The 24144-nt window shown below is 66.7% G+C and carries 21 protein-coding genes; all 21 read left to right on the top strand.

The annotated features are described in order from the left end of the window. On the top strand, positions 1-635 hold a 635-nt coding region (hisH, locus tag AB1346_02245), incomplete at its 5' end, for an imidazole glycerol phosphate synthase subunit HisH (protein MEW6719251.1). 17 nt (positions 636-652) lie between these two features. Further along, positions 653-1918 carry an N-acetyl sugar amidotransferase gene (locus AB1346_02240; GenBank protein MEW6719250.1) on the top strand — a complete coding sequence of 422 codons (1266 nt, stop codon included), beginning with the start codon at positions 653-655 and terminating at the stop codon, positions 1916-1918. 3 nt (positions 1919-1921) lie between these two features. Beyond that, positions 1922-2893: a class I SAM-dependent methyltransferase gene (locus tag AB1346_02235; GenBank protein MEW6719249.1), complete on the top strand. Its 972-nt coding sequence runs from the start codon at positions 1922-1924 to the stop codon at positions 2891-2893. 18 nt (positions 2894-2911) lie between these two features. After that, positions 2912-3952 (top strand): nucleotidyltransferase family protein, encoded by a 1041-nt coding sequence (locus AB1346_02230; GenBank protein MEW6719248.1) that lies wholly within the window; start codon positions 2912-2914, stop codon positions 3950-3952. Continuing rightward, positions 3949-4941 (top strand): SDR family NAD(P)-dependent oxidoreductase, encoded by a 993-nt coding sequence (locus tag AB1346_02225; GenBank protein ID MEW6719247.1) that lies wholly within the window; start codon positions 3949-3951, stop codon positions 4939-4941. The genes AB1346_02230 and AB1346_02225 overlap by 4 nt, the downstream gene beginning before the upstream one ends. Next, a complete protein-coding gene (locus tag AB1346_02220) occupies positions 4919-6094 on the top strand; it encodes a LegC family aminotransferase (GenBank protein MEW6719246.1) in 1176 nt (391 codons plus the stop codon). Before AB1346_02225 ends, AB1346_02220 begins: the two co-directional genes overlap by 23 nt. Next, a complete protein-coding gene (locus AB1346_02215) occupies positions 6087-7580 on the top strand; it encodes an oligosaccharide flippase family protein (GenBank protein MEW6719245.1) in 1494 nt (497 codons plus the stop codon). Before AB1346_02220 ends, AB1346_02215 begins: the two co-directional genes overlap by 8 nt. Before the next feature lie 10 nt (positions 7581-7590). Next, positions 7591-8424 carry a class I SAM-dependent methyltransferase gene (locus AB1346_02210; protein ID MEW6719244.1) on the top strand — a complete coding sequence of 278 codons (834 nt, stop codon included), beginning with the start codon at positions 7591-7593 and terminating at the stop codon, positions 8422-8424. Between the two features lie 4 nt (positions 8425-8428). Continuing rightward, positions 8429-9892, top strand: a complete 1464-nt coding sequence (locus tag AB1346_02205) for a radical SAM protein (GenBank protein ID MEW6719243.1) — start codon at positions 8429-8431, stop codon at positions 9890-9892. Further along, positions 9889-11445 carry a CDP-glycerol glycerophosphotransferase family protein gene (locus AB1346_02200; protein ID MEW6719242.1) on the top strand — a complete coding sequence of 519 codons (1557 nt, stop codon included), beginning with the start codon at positions 9889-9891 and terminating at the stop codon, positions 11443-11445. Before AB1346_02205 ends, AB1346_02200 begins: the two co-directional genes overlap by 4 nt. Then, positions 11426-12478, top strand: coding sequence for a glycosyltransferase family 2 protein (locus AB1346_02195; GenBank protein ID MEW6719241.1), 1053 nt, complete (start codon positions 11426-11428; stop codon positions 12476-12478). Before AB1346_02200 ends, AB1346_02195 begins: the two co-directional genes overlap by 20 nt. Beyond that, complete coding sequence (locus tag AB1346_02190; GenBank protein ID MEW6719240.1) at positions 12475-13797, top strand: hypothetical protein; 1323 nt, start codon at positions 12475-12477, stop codon at positions 13795-13797. Before AB1346_02195 ends, AB1346_02190 begins: the two co-directional genes overlap by 4 nt. Beyond that, positions 13787-14719 (top strand): glycosyltransferase family 2 protein, encoded by a 933-nt coding sequence (locus tag AB1346_02185; GenBank protein ID MEW6719239.1) that lies wholly within the window; start codon positions 13787-13789, stop codon positions 14717-14719. Before AB1346_02190 ends, AB1346_02185 begins: the two co-directional genes overlap by 11 nt. After that, positions 14712-15803: a glycosyltransferase family 4 protein gene (locus AB1346_02180; protein ID MEW6719238.1), complete on the top strand. Its 1092-nt coding sequence runs from the start codon at positions 14712-14714 to the stop codon at positions 15801-15803. The genes AB1346_02185 and AB1346_02180 overlap by 8 nt, the downstream gene beginning before the upstream one ends. 7 nt (positions 15804-15810) lie before the next feature. Continuing rightward, on the top strand, positions 15811-17766 hold the full coding sequence (asnB, locus tag AB1346_02175) for an asparagine synthase (glutamine-hydrolyzing) (protein MEW6719237.1): 1956 nt from the start codon (positions 15811-15813) through the stop codon (positions 17764-17766). Continuing rightward, positions 17748-18938, top strand: a complete 1191-nt coding sequence (locus AB1346_02170; GenBank protein ID MEW6719236.1) for a glycosyltransferase family 4 protein — start codon at positions 17748-17750, stop codon at positions 18936-18938. Before asnB ends, AB1346_02170 begins: the two co-directional genes overlap by 19 nt. Next, positions 18935-19576, top strand: a complete 642-nt coding sequence (locus AB1346_02165; GenBank protein ID MEW6719235.1) for a sugar transferase — start codon at positions 18935-18937, stop codon at positions 19574-19576. Before AB1346_02170 ends, AB1346_02165 begins: the two co-directional genes overlap by 4 nt. Next, positions 19569-20216, top strand: a complete 648-nt coding sequence (locus AB1346_02160; GenBank protein MEW6719234.1) for an acetyltransferase — start codon at positions 19569-19571, stop codon at positions 20214-20216. Before AB1346_02165 ends, AB1346_02160 begins: the two co-directional genes overlap by 8 nt. A gap of 16 nt (positions 20217-20232) precedes the next feature. Further along, positions 20233-21360 (top strand): aminotransferase class I/II-fold pyridoxal phosphate-dependent enzyme, encoded by a 1128-nt coding sequence (locus tag AB1346_02155; GenBank protein ID MEW6719233.1) that lies wholly within the window; start codon positions 20233-20235, stop codon positions 21358-21360. 57 nt (positions 21361-21417) lie between these two features. Then, complete coding sequence (locus AB1346_02150) at positions 21418-22080, top strand: FKBP-type peptidyl-prolyl cis-trans isomerase (protein ID MEW6719232.1); 663 nt, start codon at positions 21418-21420, stop codon at positions 22078-22080. Between the two features lie 11 nt (positions 22081-22091). Next, the gene (locus AB1346_02145) at positions 22092-24080 is read left to right on the top strand and encodes a nucleoside-diphosphate sugar epimerase/dehydratase (GenBank protein ID MEW6719231.1); all 1989 of its coding nucleotides are present in this window, start codon (positions 22092-22094) and stop codon (positions 24078-24080) included. Positions 24081-24144 lie beyond the last annotated feature (64 nt).

Below are 24144 nucleotides of genomic sequence, written 5' to 3'. Positions count from 1 at the left end.
GGATGGGGAACCTGTTCAGCGTCCGGCATGCCTGCGACCATGCCGGGATGGAGGGCGTCGTCACCTCGTCGCGCGGCGACATCCTCGATTCGGACGTGGTGATCCTGCCGGGGGTCGGCGCCTTCGGAGACGCCATGGCCAACCTGGAGGGGCTGGGGCTGGCGGACCTGCTGCGCGGGATCGCGCTCTCGGGCAAGCCCTTCCTGGGGGTATGCCTCGGGATGCAGCTCCTGATGTCCGAGAGCTACGAGTTCGGGCGAAGGGCGGGGCTGGGGATCGTCCCCGGGAAGGTGCTCCGCCTGGAGAACCGGATCGGGGAGAGCGAGCCGGTGAAGGTCCCCCAGGTCTGCTGGAACGCGCTGCGCAGAGTCGAGCGGCGGGAAGATCCGTGGGAAGGGACGCCTATGAGGGGGTTCCCGGACGGCGTGTTCATGTACTTCGTCCATTCGTATTACGTGAAGCCGGAGGACGATTCCGTTTCCATCGCGGTCACGCGCCACGGCGCGCAGAGCTTCTGCTCGGCGCTGCGTCTCGGGAACATATTCGCCTGCCAGTGCCACCCCGAGCGGAGCGGCCCGCGCGGGCTGGAATTCTACCGGAACCTGGCGGGTATCGTGAAGGCATACCGAAGGTAAGAAGGAGAAGAGAAGTCATGCCCAGCAGCAAGATCATCGACCGGCAGATCCCGATCCTCCCCCGGGAGATAAAGTTCTGCAAAAAGTGCGTCGTCTCCAACCAGCGTCCCCGCATCCACTTCGACGAGGAGGGGGTCTGCGGCGCCTGCCGGTACGCGGAGATAAAGAATTCCCGGATCGACTGGAGCGCGAGGGAGAAGGAGCTGCGGGAGCTCTGCGACCGGTACCGGAGGACGGACGGGCGCTTCGACATCGTCGTGCCCGCGAGCGGCGGCAAGGACAGCGCCCGGGTGGCGTGGGAGCTGAAGTACCGCTACGGGATGCACCCCCTCACGATCACGTGGGCGCCGTTCGAGTACACGCCGGAAGGGTACCAGAACTTCCGCGCCTTCATAAAGACCGGCGGGTTCACCAACCTGGAAGCGTGGCAGAACGGGAAATTTCACAGGAAGCTGTCGCGGGTCGCCTTCGAGGCGCTGGGCGACGCCTGGCAGCCATTCACCTACGGCCAGGTGTGCTACGCGTTCCACATCGCCAGGGCGTTCGACGTGAAGCTGGTGTTCTTCGGCGAGAACGGCGAGGCCGAGTACAGCGGGGATCCCCGCGTGTTCGACCTGCGGGGGATGCCCTTCGAAGTGTGGGCCGAACAGTATTTCAAGGGGGCGACCGTCGACGACCTGATCGATTACGGCCTGCAGGAAACCGACTACCTCAAGAAGGACGATTACGACGAGACCGACCTGACCTTCTACCGCCCGCCGGATCCGGCAGACATGGCCCGGCGCGGCATCGAGTTCCACTGGTTCTCTTACTACAAGAAATGGACCCCGCAGGAGAACTATTACCTGGCGAGCGAGCATTGCGGCTTCCAGGCGAACCCCTTCGGCCGCTCCGAGGGTACCTACTCCAAGTACGCCAGCCTCGACGACCAGATGGACGGTTTCCATTTTTATCTCGCGTTCATGAAATTCGGCATCGGGCGGTGCACTTCCGACGCCGCCCACGAGATCCGGGACGGCCATATAACGAGGGAAGAGGGGGCGGCGCTCGTGCGGCGGTTCGACGGGGAGTTCCCGCGGCGCTGGTTCAAGGAGTTCCTCGAATACCTCGACATCGGCGAGGAGCATTTCTGGGAGGTGATGGACAAGTTCCGGACGCCCCACGTGTGGAGAAACGACAACGGGATCTGGAAGCTGAACAAGGCGGTCTACGACGAATACCCGGGCGATGCCGTTCCCGGCTACCTCGCCAGCCTCATGCCGGAAAACGGGGGGAAGGGGTAAGCCATGCTCTCGGAGCTTTTGAAGGGTTTCCTGCCGGTCGACGTCTCCAGGATGCGCGCGGGCGATTTCCTGGGCAGGCAGAACGAGATCGAGAACGTGAAGCTTCGCGCCATCGAGAAGGGCGGCGGATGGAAGGATGTGAGGTCCTGCCCCCTGTGCGGCTGCGCGCGGAGGGAGGCGGAATTCCCGAAGCACGGCGTCGACCTGGTCGGGTGCCTCGAATGCGGCTTGCGGTACGGCGCCAGGATCCCGTCGAACCTGGACGACGTCTACAAGAGTCCGGAATACGTCTCCTTCTCGAAGGAGGACACCGACGATCATTTCAATTACCGGCGCGACCGGTTCGGGAGGGAGCGGGTCGGGATCCTGGCGAAATATTGCGGCGACCTGACGGACCTCAAGATCCTCGATATCGGATGCGGCAACGGCTATTTCCTGGCCGCCGCGAAGGAGAGCTGCCGGCGCTGCTTCGGCACGGAATCCTCCGGGCGGCTTCGGGAGTTCGCGGCGCGGAAGACCGGGCTCCCCGTCTTCGGAGAAGAGCTGGAGCGCCTTCCGGAGAAGGACTTCGACATCGTGACGCTCTTCGACGTGATCGAGCACGTCCCCGCCCCCGTGCCGTTCATGGAGTCCGTCCTCCGGCTGATGAAAAGCGGCGGGCGCGTCCTCGTGTTCACGCCCAATTTCGACAGCTTCAGCATCCGGGTCATGCAGGCGCGCTCCTCCATCGTGGACCCCACGGAGCACGTGGTCCTGTTCACCCGGCAAAGCCTGCAATACCTGGCCGATGCGCTTCGCCTGGAAATCATCTACCATGAGACCCAGGGGCTCGATGTCCAGAACATCCTGTCCATGGAGCACGTCGCCGGAACGGACGCGGGAAAGTTCCTGGCCCGGTGGGCGAACGAACTGCAGGCCATGATCAACCGGTCTTCCTGCGGGGACTACTCGCGGATCATGTACCGGAAGGCGTGAAGGGCGGCAGGGGAGGCGATGGGATTCGAATCGGGAAAGATCGGGCGCGGCGGCACGATCCGGGACGCGCTGCGTTCCCTCGAGAAGTCGGGGCTGGAGATCGTGCTCGTGGTCGACGAGGGGGAGCGGCTGCTCGGCGTCCTAACGGACGGGGACATCCGGCGGGCGCTGTTGTCCGGCGGCACGCTGGATTCGGACATCCGGGGGACGATGCAGAGCGGATTCACCTCCGTGGACCCGGTCATGGGAAGGGTGGAAGTGCTCGACCTGATGCGCTCCCGCGGCATCAGCCAGATCCCCATCCTGGACGCGGAAGGCCGCCTGGTCGGCCTGCACACGATGCGGGGAATCCTGGGGGCGGTCGAGCGGCCCAACTGGGCCATTGTGATGGCCGGAGGGCGGGGGGAACGGCTGAGGCCCCTGACCGACGATCTCCCCAAGCCGATGATGAAGGTCGCGGGGCGCCCGATCCTGGAGCGCATCGTCCTCCACCTCGTGGGATTCGGGATCCGCAGGGTGTTCCTGTCGGTGAACTACAAGAGGGAAATCATCGAGCGGCATTTCGGGGACGGGGAGAGCCTCGGATGCCGGATCGAGTACCTTCGCGAGGAGCGTCCGCTGGGCTCGGGCGGGGCGCTGTCGCTGCTCCCCGGGCGGCCCGCGGATCCCCTGCTCGTCCTGAACGGCGACCTGCTGACGCACGTCAACGTCGAGAACCTGCTCGCGTTCCACGGCAGGGGCGGTTTCCGGGCCACCGTCGCGGTCCACGAATACGGCCACACCGTGCCATACGGCGTGGTGGAGCGGGAAGGGGAGCGCGTCACGGGCATGTGGGAGAAGCCCTCGCAGACGTGGCTCGTCAACACGGGCATCTACGTCCTGGAGCCCGGCATGGTGGAAAGGGTGCCCCGGGACGAATTCTTCCCCCTCCCCGCGCTTCTCGAGGGATGCCTCGCCCGCGGCGAGGCGGTCGGCGCGTTTCCCATCGAGGAGGAGTGGATCGACGTGGGGCACCCGGGCGAGCTGCTGCGGGCCCGGGGGGAGGGAGGCCGCCCGTGAACTGGAAGGGACGCAAAGTCCTGGTGACCGGCGCCGACGGCTTCATCGGCAGCCATCTCGCCGAGCGTCTCGCCGGGCTGGGCGCGGACGTGCGCGCCTTCTGCTTCTACAATTCGAACGGATCGCTGGGCTGGCTGGACGAGGCGGAGGCGCCGGTCCGCAAGGCCCTGGACGTGCGGCTCGGCGACATCCGCGACGCCCGTTTCGTAGAGGAGGCGTGCCGGGGCGTGGACACCGTCTTCCACCTCGCCGCGCTCATCGCGATCCCCTACAGCTACGCGGCGCCCGAGAGCTTCGTGGACACCAACGTGAAGGGCGCGCTGAACGTGCTGGAAGGCGTCCGGCGCGCGGGCTGCCGCCGGATGGTGAACACCTCCACGAGCGAGGTCTACGGGACGCCCGAGGCCGTTCCCATCCGCGAGACCCATCCCCTGCAGGGGCAATCCCCCTACAGCGCCTCGAAGATCGCGGCGGACATGCTCTGCGAAGCGTATCACCGCTCGTTCGGCATTCCGGTCGCGACCCTGCGGCCGTTCAACACGTACGGACCGCGGCAATCCACCCGCGCGGTCCTGCCGACGATGCTCGTTCAGCTCCTTTCCGGCCGGAGGGAAGTGCGGCTCGGCCGCCTGGATCCGAAGCGCGACCTGACGTTCGTCGCCGACACGGTCGAGGGATTCGTGAAGGCCGCCGAGGCGGAAGGGGTGGACGGGGAGACGATCCAGCTCGGCACGGGGCGGACGGTCTCCGTGGGCGAGCTGTTCGACATCGCCTGCAGGACGCTGGGGATCCGGGCGGAGGTCCTGCGGGAAGAGGCGCGCATGCGCCCCGACAACAGCGAGGTGATGCTCCTTCTGTCCGACCCGTCGAAGGCGAAGCGCCTGCTGGGCTGGGAGGCCGCCGTCCCGCTGGAGCAGGGGATCGCCCGCACGGCGCGGTGGCTGGAATCGCGCGCGCACCTGTACGATCCGGAGCGCTACCACGTCTGACACCTTCATCCCGCTGTCCGCGCCCTGCCTGCGCGGGAACGAATGGGCCTACGTGAAGGAGTGCCTGGACACGAACTGGGTCTCCTCCGCGGGTTCCTACGTCGAGCGGTTCGAGCGGATGGCGGCGGCCGCGGTCGGGACCGCGCACGCCGTCGCGACCGTGAACGGCACGGCCGCGCTGCACGTGGCGCTGCTGCTGGCCGGGGTGGGCGCCGGCGACGAGGTGGCGGTGTCGGACCTCACCTTCATCGCCCCGGCCAACGCGGTCCGCTACGTGGGCGCATGGCCCGTTTTCGTGGACGCCGAGCCGGCCCACTGGCAGATGGACCCGCAGAAGCTGCGGGACTTCCTGCGGAGGGAGTGCGTCTTCGCGGGGGGGGCGCTGAAGAACCGGCACACCGGGAGGCGCGTCGCCGCGGTGCTGCCCGTCCATATCCTGGGGCACCCCTGCGACATGTCGCCGATCCTCGAGGAGGCCGGGGCGTTCGGTCTCCCGGTGATCGAGGACGCCACCGAGAGCCTGGGCGTGCTCTACGACGGACGGCCCGCCGGATCGTTCGGGCGAACGGCCGTTCTGAGCTTCAACGGAAACAAGATCCTCACCACGGGCGGCGGCGGGATGCTGGTCACGAACGACGAGGGGCTGGCCCGGCGCGCGCGTCATCTGACGACCCAGGCGAAGGACGACCCCGTGGAATACGTCCACGGGGAGGTGGGGTACAACTACCGCCTGCCCAACGTGCTGGCCGCCGTCGGAACGGCGCAGATGGAGCGGCTGGAGCTCCACGTGGCGTCCAAGCGCGCGACGGCCAAAGCCTACACGGAGGCGCTCTCGGGGATGCCGGGCATCCGCTGCCCTTCGGAGCCGAGGGGGGCCTTCAGCACGTTCTGGCTGTACACCATCCTCGTGGAGGAAGCGGAGGCGGGAGCGGACAGCCGCGCCCTCCTGCGCCGTCTGGCGGGGAAAAAGATCGAGTCCCGCCCGCTCTGGCAGCCCATGCACCTGTCGCCCGCCCATCGCGGTTCCTGGACGACGGACTGCGCCGTGTCCGCCCGGCTGTACCGCGACGCCCTGAGCCTTCCCTGCTCGGTGGGGATCTCCCCCGCCGAAATCGAACGGGTCGTCGCCGCCATCGCCGATCGAAATGGATGAGCGGAAGCGGATCCTCAGGGATTCCACGCAATACCTGCTTTCCACCATCGTTGCCCAGGGAGCGGCGCTGTTCCGTTCGGTGGCGATCCCGGTGCTGCTCGGCCCGGCGCAGCTCGGCATCTGGAATCTCATGAACGTGATCATCGGATACGGCGCGAACGCGCACATGGGGATCCTCCACGGGATGAACAAGAAGGTCCCGATGCTGCGAGGACTCGGCAACGCCGCGGAATTCGACGAGCTGAAGGACAGCTCTTACTGGGCGAGCCTCCTGCTGTCGCTGATCGCCGCCGCCGCCCTCTTCCTGGCTTCGTTCCTCGTCGATCCGGCGTACGCGTCCTCCATCCGCATCGTCGCGCTCGTCGTCGTGCTGCAGATGGTTTTCGTTTTCTATTTTTGCCTGTTGCGGGGGGACAACCGTTTCGACCTGGTGAGCAGGGGCATCGCCGGATTGTCGGTCCTGTCCTCCGTCACGGTGCTGGCGCTCGCGTACGTCTGGCCCGACCGGCTGCTGGGGGCCCTTTGGGGGATCGCGGCGGCCTACCCGTTCGTGCTCGGCTACTGGTATCGCAAGAGCGGTTACCGGTTCGGGTTTTCCCTCAGGCGGGAGCAGGTCCGGAGCGCGTTCGTGCTCGGCTTCCCGCTGATCCTGCTGGGGTTCATGGACATGATCTTCCTGAGCATGGACCGATGGATCATCGCCTGGAAGCTTTCCGAGACGGAGTTGGGCTACTACGCGTTGGGGATCATGGCCGGCAACCTGCTCGGGCTGGTCCCGATTTCCGCCTCGAATGTCCTCTACCCGAGAATGCTGCAGCGGTATGCCGTTTCGGGAGACAGCTTCGCGGTCAGCGGCCTTCTTCTGAACCCGGTCCGGGCGATCACCTCGCTGATGATCTTCCTGGCGGCCGCGGCGACGATCGCCCTGCCCGTCGCGATCCGGCTCCTGCTGCCGGCATACATTCCGGCCATCTCCCTGGTGGAGATCGTCGTGCCCGGATCCTTCTTTCTGGCGATCGCCTACAGCGTGGGGAACTTCGTGGTGGCGGTCGACCGCCAAAGGGTGCTGATCGCCTTCCTGTCCGTCGCCATGGCGGTCGCCCTGGTCCTGGACATCGCTCTCCTGAGTCTCGGTTACGGGGTCCGGGGCATTGCCTGGGCGACGGTCATCGGCTACGCGGTCTACGGGCTCGGCTATCTGGGGGTCTCCGTGCATCTTGCGCAGGGGAAATGGAGGGAGACGCTGCGGTTCCTTTCGAGCCACCTCGGCCTGTTCCTCGCGATGATGGCGGCGTTGATATCGACGGGTCCTCTCGCGCATCCCGCGGATCCCTGGGGGTCCCAGCTGTTCTGGGGGTTCGTGCGCCTGCTCGCCGTGAGCGTGCTTCTGCTTCCGTTCGTGTGGCTGGTCAACCGGAACAGCGGCGTCTGGTCCTCCCTCATGGACATACTGTCCGGATGGCGCCGCGCCCCGGAAAAGGAATAAGGAGCCCATCGTGCGCGTAAAAGGGAACAAGGTGGAGAACTGGAACGAATCGTATGAGCGGCTGAAGGTGACCTACAGCGAGAGAAAGGACACCCCGGTCGAGCTGATGAACCTGATCCAGTGGGAGTTCGTAAAGGAGGACATCGACAGGTATCTCGGGAATCCGTCGAAGGCGAAAGTGCTCGAATGCGGCTGCGGGGGGGCAAGGACGTCCCTCTATCTCGCCAGAAACGGCTTCGACGTCACCTGCTCCGACAACGCTCCGGAAGCGATCCGGCTGGCGGAGGACAACTTCAATGCGTACGGCGCCCGGGGAACGTTCCTGCAGGACGATCTCCTCGATTCGAAACTCCCCGCGGACTCGTTCGATTGCGTGATGAGCTTCGGCCTTCTCGAGCATTTCGAGGAGCTGCGCCCGGTCGTCGCGAGCATCACCCGGCTGACGAAGCCGGGCGGGATCCAGATCCATTGCGTGATCACGAAGAAGTTTTCGCTCCTGACGCTGATGAACGTCCTGTTGTACCCGCTGCGGTTCGCGAACAACCTGGCGCACGGGAGGTTGAAGCGCATCTTCATCGCAAGCTACCGCGATTTTCCCCATTTCGAAAACACGTTCACCGCGGAGGAATATTGCCGGGAATTCGAACGGGGGGGAAACACCGTCCTCCGATGCGAGGCCGGAGGGTTCCTTTTCCCTGTGCTGACGCTGCCGATCGTGGGGAGCCTGCTGACGAAAGCGTTTCACGAAACCCTCTACAGGACGATCCGCAGGACGGACAGGACCGAGTCGAAAATCGGGCACATCCTGGCGCCGACGTTTTACGTCGTTTGCAGGAAACGGTAGCCCGTTGAAGGCGCTGCTCGTACAGCTTCCGCACACGAACCGGGCGCCGTCGGTCGTGCCGATCGGCATCGGGTGCGTTTCGGCGGCCCTGCGCCGGGCGGGGTGCGAAACGGAGCTCCTGGACGTTTTTGCCCGGTCCTTCTCCCGCGAGGAGACGGGCGCATACCTTTCGAAGTCGAAATGGGACTTCATCGGGATCAACGCGTTTTCCACACAGTACGAGTGGGCGAGATGGTTCGCGGCCGAGGCGAGGAAACGGCAGCCGCACGCGGCGATCGTGATGGGCGGGCCGCTGGCCACGTTCAGCTCCGACATCGTGCTGCGGTCCACGGCGGCCGACATCTGCGTCATCGGCGAAGGGGAGGAAACGGTCAGGGAGCTCGCGGGGAGCATGGGCGACCTGCGGTCGGTGGCCGGGATCGCGTACCGCGACGGAAGCGGCCGGATCGTGACGACGGCGGAGCGGCCGCACATCGCCGACCTGGATTCCATCCCCTTCACCCCGTACGAATTCTTCGACATGGAGATCTACCTGGGGAACAGCGGCATGTTCGGCGTGCCGGCCGTCCGGACGATCGGGATGCTGACCTCGAGGGGTTGCCCGTGGCGGTGCAGGTATTGCTCCCGGACCCATCGCGGGGCGCGCCTCAGGAGCATCGACAGGATCGTCGAAGAGATCGTCCTGCTCCGGGAAAAATACGGCATCCGGGGCGTCAGCTTCGCCGACGAGCTGGTGCTGGTCAGCAAAAAGAGGGGCTACGAGCTGTGCGAGAAGCTCAAGCCGCTGAAGATCTATTGGGACTGCCAGGGACGCGCGAATGTCGTGGACCTGGACCTGCTGAAGGCGATGAAGGATTCCGGCTGCACCAGCGTGGGATACGGCGTCGAGTCCGGATCCCAGAGGATGCTGGACGCCATGGAGAAGGGCGTCACCGTCCGGCAGAACGAGCTGGCGGTCGCCAACACCATCAAGGCCGGGATGGTGCCGGTCGTGCAGATGATCTACGGCTATCCCGGCGAGGACACGGACAGCATCGAGGAGACGGCCCGGTTTTTCGAGCGCGTGAAATTCTACCCGGCGACCGGCCGTGGGATATGCCACCTCAGCCTGTTGACGCCGCTGCCCGGTTCGCCCCTGTACGCGGACCTGGTCGCGGAGGGGAGGATCCGGGACGAGGAAGAGTTCCTTCTTCGCCTCGACCAGGGCTACTACATCGGGGCTCCGTTGCTGTTGAACCTGACGCGGTTCGCCGACGGGGAGCTGCTAGAGAACAAGCGCCTGCTCGAGGAGAGGATCAAGAGCGGATACCTGTCCTACAAGCGGTTCCATCCGTCGGAGTGGTTCCGTCCGCACCGGAATGCGGTCTCGTCGATCCTTGCGGTCGAGGGCTTTTCCGGGCTGGCGAGGGAGGTTTTCCGCTACGGGCGCAGGGCGGCGGGGCGGGTCGCGTCCCGGCGAAACCGTTGAACGGCATCACCGCGAACTTCCATCGATCCGCCGACCTCGTCAAGGCCTGGGGGGAGGCGGTCCTTCCCGGCGGCGGGACCGTCGCGGAGGCGTTGACCGTCGAGGGGATCCCTTTCTGGGACGTCGTGTCGCCGTCGTTCGCAATCGCCCATGTTTCCCGGGCACTGTCCCGCCCGCCGCGGGAACCGGCGGGCAAGGCGTTCCTCCGCAGGATCGTCCGTTGCGCCTATCGGTCGGGCGTGGATGCCCGGATCCGCGCATTCGCCGGCGACGTGGGCGGCGGCCGCTGGCCGGACCGGCCTCCTTTCGTATTCCTCGGGTTCTCGAACTACATGTATCGCGAAACGCTGCAGCCGGTGGCGGCCAGGCTTTCCCGGCGCTCCGACACGCCGGTGGTCGTCCTCGACGACCGGTTCCCTTCCCGCCGGGAGCGGATCGCCCGGGCGAGAACGGCCCTTTCCTTGTGGGAATACCGGGACGGCGAAGCCGCGCGGGTCGCGAGGGAGATGCGCGGCCGGCTCGAGAGCGCGGCGGCCAGGATCGTATCGCCGGCCGCCTTGCCCGGGATCGTCCGGGCGGGAGGGATGTCCTGGCCGGATTTCCGGGATTCCTTCCACTGGCTTTTCCGTTTCTGCCTGCCGCTGCTCGCGGACCAGGCCGCCGTGGCGCTGCGCGTCATGCGGCGCCATCGTCCGGCGTTGCTCCTGTCCACGGACGTGAACGATCCGAGGAACCGCGTGTTCTGCCACGCGGGGAAGGCGGCGGGCGTGAAGACGCTCGAGATCCAGTTCGCGCTCTACGACGAGCAGAGCATCGAGTGGAGGTTCTTCGTGTCCGACCATCTCGCCGCCACCGGGGAAAGCAACCTGCGGGTGGCGACGGATCACGGCGTTCCCGCGGACCGGGCGACCGTCACCGGGTCGCCCCGTTACGACGATGCGGCGGAAACGCGGGAGGACTTCGTGCGGGAAATCCGAAGGAGCCTCGGCGTTCCCGATGGAAGGAAGATGGTCCTGTTCGCGTCGCATCCGTACGTCTACGGCTTCTTCGGCTGCCCGGAGATCCGGCGCGACATGATCCGGGCCCTTCTCGATGCGGTGAGGACAAGGGAGGAGCTGTGCCTGATCGTCAAGCCGCACCCGACCGAGAACCCGGCGGAGCTGTCGAAGCTCTCGCGGGGGATGCGCAATGTCCGGCTGGCGGAAAAGACGCTGGATATCCGCGACCTGATCCGGGCCGCCGACGCGTTCGTGTCGTTCGCCTCCACGTCGACGTTCCACGCGCTCGTGATGAGGAAGCCGGCGATATCGCTCGAATTCCCGGGAGGAAACACCTGCCCCCTGTTCGAACGCTCCGGGGCGACGCTGGTGGCGGGATCCGCGGAGCAGGTCGAGAGTCTCATGGAAAGCGTCCGGAACGGAGACATCGGGGAGAGAACCGCAAGCCTGGAAGCCGCAAGGCAGGAACTGTTGGGCCGATGGTTCCATCGGCTCGACGGGCGCGCCGCAGAGAGGATCGAGCGGATCGTGCTGGATATGGCGGGAGGGGGTTGAGACGATTCCACCGAAACTTTCCATCTGCATAGCCACCTACAACCGGGGAAGGTTCATCGGGGAGACGCTGGACTCGATCCTGAGCCAGCCGCTGGAGGATGTCGAGATCGTCGTTGTGGACGGCGCATCGCCGGACGAAACGCCCGCGGCGGTCGCGCCGTACCTGCAGGCCCATCCCGGGATCCGGTATTACCGCGAAGCGGAAAATTCGGGGGTCGACCGCGACTACGACAAGGCGGTGGGCTACGCGAGGGGAGAGTACTGCTGGCTCATGACGGACGACGACCTGATGGCGCCGGGAGCCGTCTCCCGGGTCCTCGAGGCGATCGGCGGGTCGCCGGAGCTCGTCGTCGTGAACGCGCAGGTCAGGAACCACGATTTCTCGAAGGTGCTGCAGGAACGGATGCTCGACTTCCGCGCCGACCGGGATTACGGACCGGAGGACGGGGAGCGGTTCTTTTCGGAGGCGGCCGGCTACCTGTCATTCATCGGCGGCGTCGTCATCCGGAGGGAGCTGTGGCTGCGGCGGGACCGCGCGCCCTATTTCGGTTCCCTGTTCATCCATATCGGGGTGATCTTCCAGCATCCTCCCCTTCGACGGATCCGGGCGATCGCGGAGCCGCTCATCGTCATCCGGTACGGAAACGCCATGTGGACATCGCGCTCCTTCGAGATATGGATGTTCAAATGGCCGGAGCTGATCTGGTCGTTCGGCGATTTTTCGGACAGGGCCAAGGGCCGGGTCTACCCGCGCGAACCGTGGAAGGAGGTCCGGAAGCTGGTCTTTTTCCGGGCGACGGGTGGATACACGCCGGCGGAGTACCGCCGGCTGCTGCGCGGCGGGCTCGACGGCGCGTCGCGGCTGCTGCCGTGGGCGATCGGCAGGGTTCCGGCGCCGGTCATGAATTTCATCTCCGCCCTCTACTGCATCGCGCGGGGCCGGAAGGCGCGGACCGGCATGTACGACCTTTCCCGCTGCGGGAATGCCACGTGGGCCAGCCGGATCGGGGCCCGCATCCTGGGCGTCGGATGAACGGCCCCAACGCGCATCCGCGGAAGCCGGACGCGGGGAACCTCCTGGCGGCGGTCGGCCTTTGCCTCTTTTTCCTGATGCTGTTCGTCCCGACGTCCTACAAGGAGATCAAGGCGTTCCTGCTGGCGGGCCTTTTTTTCGGCATCGTCCTCGGCCTGTTGTACGGGGTCCGGTTCCGGATCCACATCCAGGTGTTCGTCCTTTCCCTTTTCTATGCCTTCCTCGGCATGGCCTACGTGTTCTACGGGTACGTCAGGGGCAATCCCGGGGCGGTCCGGGTGAGCACCGTTTACGTCATCTGGCCGATCGTCTACATGGTGATCCTATCCGCGATGTCGGAGGAACGGGTATTCCGCGGCGTGGCCCGCGTCCTGGTCTGGTCCTCGATCGCGATCCCGCTGTATGCGATCTACTACCTGTTCCACGAGCTCGGATTCGTGCCCGACGCCCTGTACATCGAGCTCGACCTGGGTCAAAGCGCCGGCTTCTACGAAGATCTCGTCCGTTACAATCTGTATTCCATATCCTCCCTGCTGTTCCTTTTTCCGTTCGTCACGGCAAGCCTGCTCGCATGGACGGGAGCGGGGGATTTCCCCGTCGGCAGGAAAACGCTCGTGCTTGCGTTCGTCCTGACGACATGCGTTTCGCTGCTCAGCGGAAGGCGCGCGCTCTGGCTGGTCATGCTCCTGACGCCGTTGCTGACCAGCGCCGTCCTGTATTTCGTCAGGGAACGGCAGGGGGCGATCCGGAAAACGATCCGGCCCATTCTCTATATAGCCTGCGTCGTGGGCGTTTCCATGGGGCTGCTCCAGACCGTGTTCGACGTGGGGATTTCGGGCATGCTGGCCCGGCTGTCGGAGGGATTTCAATTCTCCGACGACCTGGGAGCGGTATTGCGGCGCGAGCAGTATTACGCGCTCCTGGCCGGATGGTCCGAAAGCCCCTTTTTTGGGACCGGCATGGGGGCGGTCGCGGAAGGGTCCGTCCGCTCGCTGGAAATGCCCTGGTCGTACGAGCTGTACTTCCTTTCCCTGCTGTTTCACACGGGGATCGTCGGGATAGCGGCGTACGCGGTCGGCATCGGATGGATCGTTTTCCACGGCATGAGGATCGTCCGGCGGGACCCCGGCCTGCGCATGCACATGGTCCCGGTGCTGGTGGCGATGGCATGCTTCCTGATCGCCAGCAACACCAACCCTTACCTGGGAAAGTTCGATTACCTGTGGGTCGTTTTCCTGCCGGTCGCCATCATCAACCATTCCCTGCTGAAGAGAGACTTCCCGGGGATCCCGGGGAAAACGGCGCCGGATGTCCGTTGACGTCGTCGTGGTGAACTGGAACTCGGGGCGGCAGCTCCGGGCCTGCATAGAATCCGTGCTCGAATTCGGGGACGGCCTGGTGGGAAGGATCGTAGTGGTCGACAACGGCTCGACGGACGATTCCCTCGAGCTGGGACCCGCGGGCGGCGGCGTCACGGTCGTCCGGGCGGGCGGGAACCTAGGGTTCGCAAAGGCGTGCAACGCCGGGGCCGCCGGGGCCGCGGGCGACTACCTGCTCTTTCTCAACCCCGATGTGCGGGTCCTGCGCGGCGCCCTCGCCGCCGTGTGCCGTTTCATGGAGGGGGCGGGCGCGGCGGCGGTGGGCATCTGCGGAGTGAAGCTCGTCGGGGAGGACGGAAAGGTCCAGCGCGGCTGCGCGCGGTTTCCGGGGTGGCTCCACATGCTCTCGATCGCCTCGGGGGCGAACGCGCTCCTCCCTTCCCTGTTTCCGGGCCACCTCATGGCCGATTTCGACCATGAACGGAGCAGGGCGGTGGATCACGTGATCGGCGCGTTCTACTTCGTGCGCCGCGGGTTGTTCGAGGAGCTGGGGGGATTCGACGAGCGGTTCTTCGTCTACCTGGAGGATCTCGATTTTTCGCTGAGGGCGAGGAAATCGGGGCGAGCGGCTTACTATCTCGCGGAAGCGGAGGCTTTCCACAAGGGGGGCGGCACGTCGGAGCAGGTCAAGGCGCACCGCCTGTTCTATTCCCTTCGCAGCCGGCTGCTTTACGCCTTCAAGCACTTCGGGCGGGGGCAGGCCTGGTGCGTTTCCGCGGTCACGCTGCTGCTGGAGCCGTTTCCCCGCCTGCTGCGGGCCGCCGCCCGCCGCTCCGGGGCGGAGGCGCTGGATACGCTGCGCGGTTACGCGATGTTGTGGGGCGACCTCCCCGGCCTCGTCAGGCGCGCGTTGCATGACTGAGCGCTGGCGGATCCTCCTGTTGAGCAGGTACGGTCCGCTGGGCGCGAGCAGCCGCCTGAGGTTCTACCAGTACCTGCCGTTCCTGGAAGAGGCGGGGGCCGAGGTGACGGTCGCCCCCTTCTTCGAGGACGGCTATCTCGATCGCCTCTATGCGTCGGGGGAGCGGCGATTCCGGGACGTGACCTGCGCCTATCTGCGGAGGATCCGCGCCCTGCTCGGCGCGGGGCGCTGCTCGGTGGCATGGGTCGAAAAGGAGCTGTTCCCGTTTCTCCCCGGCGGGTTCGAACGCCTTCCGGCGCGCGCCGGCGCTCCCCTGGTCGTGGATTACGACGATGCGGTCTTCCACACTTACGACCTGCACGCTTCCCCCTGGGTGCGGCGGCTTCTCGGGCGGAAGCTCGATCCGCTGCTCGCGCGCGCGCGGATCGTCGTCGCCGGCAGCGCCTACCTGGAAAGCTACGCGCGCTCCCGGGGCGCGAGGGACGTCCGGCGCATTCCCACGGTCGTGGATATACGCCGCTACGACGCCGTCGAGGCGCCGGCATCGGGAGAGTTCCGCATCGGGTGGATCGGAAGCGCATCCACCACGAAATTCCTCTACATGGTGCGCGATGCGCTGAAAGCGTTGAGCGCCGAGCGGCCGATACGGCTGGTCACCATCGGCGCCTCCCCGCTTCCGGGATTCGACGTGCCGCTGGAGCAGCACCCCTGGTCCGAATGCGACGAGGCGCGGCTGCTCGGCTCCGTCCACGTGGGGATCATGCCGCTCCCGGACGAGCCGTGGGAGCGGGGGAAGTGCGGCTACAAGCTGGTTCAGTACATGGCGTGCGGCAAGCCGGTGGTGGCCGCCCCGGTGGGCGCGAACCGGGACATCGTGACGGCCGCGGTCGGATATCTTGCGGACGGGCGGGAGGAATGGGTCCGGGCCCTGCGCGCTTTGGCGGAGGACGACGGCCTGCGGCGCGCCTGCGGCGCGGCGGCCCGGGAACGGGTCGAGCGCGAGTATTCCCTGCAGGCGGCCGCCCCGCGTGTCGTGGATCTTCTCCGGGAAGCAGCCGGCCTCTCCGGGCGGACGGCGGGGTGATGTAGCGGTGTGCGGATTTGCTGGATTCTTCCGGGACGGGTTCCGGAACGGCGACGAAATGGCGGCCGCCGTTTCCCGGATGGCGCAGGCGATCGCCCACCGTGGTCCCGACGACTCGGGGGTCTGGGTGGACGCGGAAGCGGGCATCGCGTTGGGCCACCGGCGCCTATCGATCCTTGACCTGTCGTGCCAGGGGCATCAGCCGATGCTTTCCGGCAGCGGGCGCTATGTGGTTGCCTACAACGGAGAGATCTACAACCATCGCGCGCTGCGGAGGGAGCTGGAAAGCGAAGGGGCGGCGCCGCCCTGGCGCGGCCGTTCCGATACCGAGGCGATGCTGGCGGCGTTCGAGCATTGGGGAGTGGCGGGCGCGCTCGAGCGGTTCAACGGCATGTTCGCCTTCGCTCTCTGGGACCGGCGGGAGCGCACGCTGCACCTGGCGCGCGACCGCATGGGGGAGAAACCGCTTTACTACGGCCGGGCGGGGGACACGCTCCTTTTCGGCTCCGAGCTGAAGGCGCTGCGGGCCCATCCCGCCTGGCGGGGCGAAATCGACCGCGGCGCGCTGGCGCTGTACATGCGCCACAATGTCGTACCGGCGCCCTATTCGATCTATCGGGAGATCCGCAAGCTGCTGCCCGCGCATCTGCTGAGCATCCCGCTTCCGGATAGCGGGCGGGACCTCCCGCCGTCCCGCGAGTACTGGTCGGCAAGGAAAGTCATGGAGGCGGGGGCCGGGCAGCCTTTCGCCGGACCTCCCGAAGAGGCCGTCGAGGCGCTCGACGCCCTGCTGCGCGATGCCGTCGCGCTCCGCATGGAAGCGGACGTGCCGCTGGGCGCCTTCCTTTCCGGCGGGTGCGATTCGAGCACCGTCGCGGCGTTGATGCAGGCGCAGAGCGCGCGGCCTGTGAAGACGTTCACCATCGGCTTCCGGGAGTCGGAATACGACGAGGCGAAGCAGGCCGGGGCGGTGGCACAGGAGCTGGGAACGGAGCATACGGAACATTGCGTGACGCCGGACGAGGCCATGGCGGTCATTCCCGAACTGCCGGCGCTTTACGACGAGCCGTTCGCGGATTCCTCCCAGATCCCCACCTTCCTCGTGTCCCGGACCGCGCGCCGCCGCGTGACGGTCGCGCTTTCCGGGGATGGAGGGGACGAACTGTTCGGGGGGTATAATCGCCACTCCTGGGTCCGGGATATCTGGCGGCACGCCGGGTGGCTGCCGAAGCCGGCGAAGGCGGCGATCGCGAGGGGGCTGACCGCCCTTTCCCCGGGCGGGTGGGACAAGGTGTTCTCGGCGATGGATCCCCTGCTGCCGGGCAGGCTGCGCGTCCGCCTGCCGGGAGACAAGGTGCACAAGTTCGCGGGGACGGTGACCTCGTCGTCGCCCGAGGAAATCTACCGCAGGCTGGTTTCGCACTGGGAGCCGGAGTCGGTGGTCCTGGATTCCCGGGAGCCGCCGACCGTGCTGACCGACCGCTCGAAGTGGCCGGACGTCGGCGACATCACCCGGCGCATGATGTTCCTCGACCTTGCGACCTACCTGCCCGACGACATTCTGGCGAAGGTCGACCGCGCCAGCATGGGAGTGAGCCTGGAGGCGCGCGTCCCCCTGCTGGACCACAGGGTGGTGGAGTTCGCGTGGCGCCTCCCGCTCGAAATGAGGATCCGCGACGGGGAGGGGAAGTGGATCCTGCGCCGGCTCCTCCGCCGGTACCTGCCGGCGCGCCTGGTCGAGGCGCCGAAGATGGGATTCGGAATTCCGATCGATGCGTGGCTTCGGGGGCCGCTGAAGGAATGGGTGGAAGAGCTGCTGGACGAGGGCCGGTTGAAAAGGGAAGGGTTCTTCCGTCCGGAACCGGTCCGGTCGATGTGGAGGGAACACCTGTCCGGCCGCAGGAACTGGTCCTATCACCTCTGGGACGTGCTGATGTTCCAGGCGTGGCTTGGCGCCGCGTGACCGGGACCGGGCCGGGGACGGCCGCGCCGAAGATCTGTCATGTCGCAACGGTCGACCTGTCCGCAAGGTTCCTCCTGTTGAACCAGATGTGTTACCTGCGGGGGAAGGGGATGCGGGTCCACGTCGCGTGCTCCGACGGGAAGTGGCTCCCGGAAGTGGAGGCCGCGGGGATCGTCGTCCACCGCGTGGAAATGAAGCGCGCCGTCGCGCCCTTCTCCGACCTTTCGTCGCTGCTTTCCCTCTACCGTCTCTTCCGCCGGGAGCGGTTCGACCTAGTGCATCTCCACACGCCGAAGGCTTCGCTCCTCGGGGCGCTCGCCGCCCGGATGGCGGGCGTCTCCCGGCTCGTGTACACGATCCACGGCTTCTACCTCCGCGACGGGATGGGACGGCTCCGCCGGGAGTTCTTCCTCTTCTGGGAGCGGGTCATCGCTTCCCGCGTCCACGCGGCGCTGTCGCAGAACCGGGCGGACATCGAGACCGCGCGGGAGGCGGGGCTCTATGCGGGGAAGGAGATCCGGTTCCTGGGTAACGGGATCGACGTTGCCCGCTTCTCCCCCTCGCCTACTCTGCGGGAGGGGAGGGCCGCGGTCCGGAGGTCGCTCGGGATTCCGCCCGGATGCCGGGTCGTCGGGATCGTCGCCCGGCTGGTCCGCGAGAAGGGGATCCTCGACCTTTTCGACGCCGTGACGATCCTGTCGAAGGATTTCCCGGATGTCCGCCTCCTGGTGGTGGGCCCCGAGGAGGCCAAGGACGATGCGGTTTCCCCGCGGGAAGCGGCGGAGCGCTGGGTGGCGGACCGCGTCGTCTTCACCGGGATGCGGCTGGACCTGCCGGAGCTCTATTCCGCCATGGACGTGTTCGCGCTCCCGTCCTACCGGGAGGGATTTCCGAGGACCGTGATGGAGGCGTCCTCCATGGGGTTGCCGGTGGTCGCGACCGACATCCGCGGATGCCGGGAGGCGGTGGCGGACGGCAGGACCGGGATCCTGGTGCCGGCCGGCGACGCGAAGCGGCTCGCCGAGGGGATCGGCCGGATCCTCGGGGACGCCGCGCTGGCGCGGGCGATGGGCGAAGCGGGCCGGAGGAAGGCGTTGAACGAATTCGACGAGCGGTCGGTCTTCCGGACGGTCCTGGAAACCTACCGGTCTCTCGGCATCTCCGCGGCATGAACGCGGGTCGCGCGGCGTACCGGGGCTCCCGCGCGATGGACATCGTCGTCAGCTCCATCGCCCTCCTGGCGCTCTCGCCGCTGATCGCGGCGGCGGCGCTCGCCGTACGGTGGCGGATGGGCTCCCCGGTGCTGTTCGCGCAACCCCGCCCCGGCCTTCACGGGAAGCTGTTCCGCCTGTACAAGTTCCGCACGATGCGCGACGCGGCGGGGAAGGACGGGAAACCGCTCCCGGACGCGGATCGGCTGACGGATATCGGCCGGTGGATGAGGAAATGGAGCGTCGACGAGCTGCCGGAACTGTACAATGTGCTCCGCGGGGACATGAGCCTCGTGGGGCCGAGACCCCTTCTCCCGCAATACCTGGGGCGGTACACTGCGGAGCAGAGCCGTCGCCACGAGGTGAAGCCCGGGCTGACCGGGTGGGCGCAGGTCAACGGGCGGAACGCGATCACCTGGGAAGAGAAGTTCGCGCTGGACGTGTGGTATGTCGACCACCGATCCTTCGGGCTTGACTTGAGGATCCTCCTGAGGACGATGGCGGCCGTGGCGCGGCGGGAAGGGATCAACGCGGAAGGGGAAGCGACGATGCCGGAGTTCATGGGCTCCCCTTCGGACGGGAAGGGAAGCGATGCCTGAAAGCTACATCCTCCTCGGCGCCGGGGGGCACGCCAAGGTCGTGATCGATGCGCTCCTGGCGTCGGGCTGCGCGGTCGAAGGCTGTTACGACGAGAATCCCGCGCTCTTCGGAACGGAGCCCGTGCCGGGCGTGCCCGTGCTGGGCGGATCCGCTTCCATGGCCCCCGGCTGGTGGAAGGGGAGGAAGGTCATCCTCGCGATCGGGGAGAACCGGATCCGGCGCCGGCTGGCGTCGCTGTGGGACGTGGAGTACGGCATCGCCGCGGCCCCGTCGGCCGTGATCGGGAGGGGCGTCGCCGTCGGGCCCGGCGCGATGATCCTGCCGTCCGCCGCCGTGAACATCGATACCGTCATCGGAAGCCACGCGATCCTGAACACCTCCTGCTCCGTCGACCACGACTGCAGGATCGGGGATTTCGCGCATGTGGCGCCGGGGAGCGTGCTCGGGGGGAGCGTGACCGTCGGGGAAGGCGCATTCCTCGGGATCGGGACGAAGGTCATCCCGGGCATCCGCATCGGGCGCTGGGCCGTCGTCGGCGCCGGCGCGGTGGTGACGAAGGATCTTCCGGACAACTGCACGGCGGTGGGGGTGCCGGCAAGGATCGTCAGGACACGGGAAGCAGGATGGCATCTGGAATAGGCGCGGGCCGCATCGGATGAGCCGGATCTACCTCTCCCCTCCGCACATGGAAGGTCCCGAGCGGGAGCTTCTTCTCGACGCCTACGATTCCAACTGGATCGCCCCGCTGGGGCCGCACGTGGACGCGTTCGAGCGGGAGTTCTGCGGGAAGGTCGGCGTTTCCCACGCCGCGGCGCTTTCCAGCGGGACCGCGGGGCTCCACTTGGCGCTGCTGCTGCTGGGAGTCGGACCGGGGGACGAGGTGCTCGTGTCCTCGTTCACCTTCGCCGCGACGGCGAACGCGGTCGCGTACACGGGCGGAGCGCCGGTTTTCATCGACAGCGACCGGGAGACCTGGAACATGGACCCCGCGCTCCTGGAAGAGGAGCTCGCCGCCTGCGCGGCGAAAGGGAAGCTTCCGAAGGCCGTATTGGCGGTCGACCTGTACGGTCAATGCGCGGATTACGGCCGGATCCTCGAAATCTGCGGGAAGTACGATGTTCCCGTCGTCGAAGACGCCGCGGAGGCGCTCGGCGCGACGTACAAGGGAAAGCCCGCGGGCTCTTTCGGGGCGATTGCGGTCTTCTCCTTCAACGGGAACAAGATCATCACGACGGGCGGCGGAGGGATGCTGGCATCCGACGACGGGCGGCTCGTGGAGAGGGCGCGTTTCCTGGCGACCCAGGCCCGCGACGCGGCGCCGCACTACCAGCACAGCACGATCGGCTACAACTACCGGATGAGCAACCTGCTGGCCGCGGTCGGCCGTGGGCAGCTTGCATCCCTCGAAAAGCGGGTCGCGAGGCGAAGGGAGATTTTCGGGCATTACGCCGCGCTCCTCGGAGACCTTCCCGGACTCGCCTTCATGCCGGAAATCGAGGGGGGGCGGTCCACCCGTTGGCTGACCTGCATGACCGTCGACCCGGAGGCGTTCGGCGCCTCGCGGGAGGACATCCGGCTCCGGCTGGAGCGCTCGGATATCGAGTCCCGGCCGGTATGGAAGCCGATGCACCTTCAGCCGGCGTTTTCGGGATGCCGCTTCCGCGGAGGCCGGGTATCGGCGGAAATATTCGAATCGGGAATCTGCCTGCCGTCCGGAACGGCCCTCTCCCGCGGGGAACAGGAACGGATCATCGAAATAATTCGAAATGTTGCGGTTCGATGAGGATCGGTATTATGATCTAACGTTAACTTTTTCCATCCCGACTCAAAGGGGAAATGCATGCGAACAGCATCGGCGGTTCTTCTCCTCCTGCTCGCCGTTCCGTCCTTCGCCGCGGACGCACCCAAGACCGATAACGAGAAGACGCTGTACGCCCTCGGCCTCATGCTGCACCGCTCCGTCGCCGACTTCCAGCTGACGCCCGCCGAGCTCGAGTTCGTGAAGCAGGGGCTGTCCGACGCCAACGCCGGCAACCCCGCGGCGGTCGACCTGCAGGTGTACGGCCTGAAAGTGCAGGAGCTCGCGAACGCGCGCCGGAAGGTCCGGAGCGAGAAGATGGCGGCCGCGGGCAAGGCGTACGAGGAGAAGGCCGCGAAGGAAAAAGGGGCCGAGAAGACCGCTTCCGGCATGATCTACCTGTCGCTGAAGGAAGGCGCCGGGAAAAAGCCGGGCCCGTCCGACACGGTGAAGGTGAACTACCGCGGGACGCTGACCGACGGGAAGGAGTTCGACAGCTCCTACAAACGCGGCCAGCCGGCCGAGTTTCCGCTGAACGGCGTCATCAAGTGCTTCAGCGAGGGGCTGCAGAAGATGAAGGTGGGCGGCAAGGCAAAGCTGGTGTGCCCGTCGGCGATCGCCTACGGAGAGCGGGGGGCGGGACCCATGGTTCCTCCGGGAGCGACCCTCACGTTCGAGATCGAGCTGCTCGGCATCAAGGAATAGGCTGACCGCGCATGGCCGATCGCGCGCCCGCCGATCCGCGGGCGGAAAGGGAGGAGATCACGGATTCCGTGGCCGGTGAGGAGCGGATCATCTTCCGCTACCGGTATGTCCTGAAGCTGTTCCTCCAGGGTTTCATCTTCGTACTCGCATTCGTGGGGGCGTATTTCCTCCGGTTCGAGTTCTCGATCCCGACGCAGTACTTCCCCGTCATCACCGCGGCGATCCCGATCGTATTCCTGGCGAAGGCGGCGGGGTTCCTCGCCTTCGGCCTCTTCCACGGGTGGTGGCGGTACGTCACGATCCGGGACGTCCTGCCGATCCTGGGCGGATGCTCTCTCGGGTCGTTCCTGTTCTGGGGGGCCACCTGGTTCTACTACTCCCGCGCCGCCATCCCCCGGTCGATCTACGCCATCGACTGGATCCTCACGATCCTTCTCGTGCTCGGGGTCCGGTACCTCATCCGATTCGGCCGGGAGACGCTCGGGCGCCGGTACAACGAGAACGACCGCCGGGTCCTGATCGTGGGCGCGGGGGCGGCGGGGCAGATGATCCTCCGGGAGATCCGGGAGAACCCGTCGCTGGGAATGGTCGAGGTCGGCTTCGTGGACGACGACCCGGGGAAACGGCGCGCCCGCATCGACGGCGTTTCCGTCCTGGGGGACCACGAAGACATCGTGGCGCTGTGCAACGTCCACCGGATCGACGAGATCGTCATCGCCATCCCGTCGGCGCCGCCGTCCCGCCTGAGGCACATCCTGGACCATTGCCGGGAAACGAAGGCCAGGGCGCGGATCCTGCCGGGCGTCGGGGATCTAATCGACGGAAAGGTCAGCGTGCGGGCGCTGCGGGACGTGGACCTGGAGGACCTGCTGGGGCGCGACCCGGTCCAGCTCGACGCGGAGCTGCTGAAGCGCAGCATCACGGGGCACACGGTCATGGTGACCGGCGCGGCGGGCTCCATCGGCTCGGAGCTCTGCAGGCAGCTTGCGCGCCTTTCTCCCGCCCGCCTCGTCCTCTTCGAGATCGCCGAAAGCCCTCTGTTCGACATCGAGATGGAGCTGCGGGCGAAGTTCCCCACGCTGGACCTGCTCCCGATGATCGGCGACGTCCGGGACCGCGGGCGGGTGCGGGAGGTCCTGCGGGAGTATCGGCCGTCCATCATCTATCATGCGGCGGCCTACAAGCACGTCCCGGTGATGGAGATGCATCCCGTTGAAGCGGTGAAGACGAACGTCATGGGGACGCGCATCCTGGCCGAGACGGCGGCGGAATTCGGCGTGGAGCGGTTCGTGCTGGTTTCCACCGACAAGGCGGTGCGCCCGACGAACGTGATGGGCGCGACCAAGCGGGTCGCGGAGCTGGTCATCCACAACATGAACGGCTCGGGCAATTCCACGATATTCATCGCCGTGCGGTTCGGCAACGTTCTCGGGAGCGTCGGCAGCGTGGTGCCGATCTTCCGGAGACAGCTCGAGACGACGGGGAAGCTCACGGTCACCCACTCCGAGGCCTCGCGCTATTTCATGCTGATCCCCGAGGCGGCGGGGCTCATCCTCCAGGCGGGGGCGATGGGGCAGGGGGGCGAGATCTTCGTCCTCGACATGGGCGAGCCGGTCAAGATCGTCGACCTCGCGAAGAACCTGATCCGCCTGTCCGGCAAGGAGCTGGGCGTGGACGCCGAGATCGTGTTCACGGGACTGCGCCCCGGCGAGAAGCTGCACGAGGAGCTGATCATCGAGGGAGAGGACGTGTGCCGCACCTCCCACCCGAAGGTCATGAAGCTGATCGGCAGCGAGGTGATGCCCCCTTCATGGCAGCGGCTGCTCGGCGAGCTGGACGAGCTGGCCCGGCTCGGGGACCGGTTCGGCGTCGTCGGGAAGCTCGACACCCTCGTGAAAGGGTATACGCCTGCGTACGAGTTCCATAACCAGCGGACCGGCTTCCCCGCGGAGGATCCCCGGCCGGCCGCCGTCCTCTCCACGTCCAAATCGGTACATTAAAACGTCAGAACCGGGACGGTCCAGAGAACTTCCGCAAAAGTGGGACCGACCTCATCGCTGTCCC

The sequence above is a fragment of the Thermodesulfobacteriota bacterium genome (genome assembly GCA_040758155.1).
In the GTDB taxonomy this organism is placed as follows: Bacteria; Desulfobacterota; Deferrimicrobia; order Deferrimicrobiales; family Deferrimicrobiaceae; genus UBA2219.
Note: the sequence above shows the minus strand (reverse complement) of the source record. Positions and strands in the feature narration are given on the sequence as shown.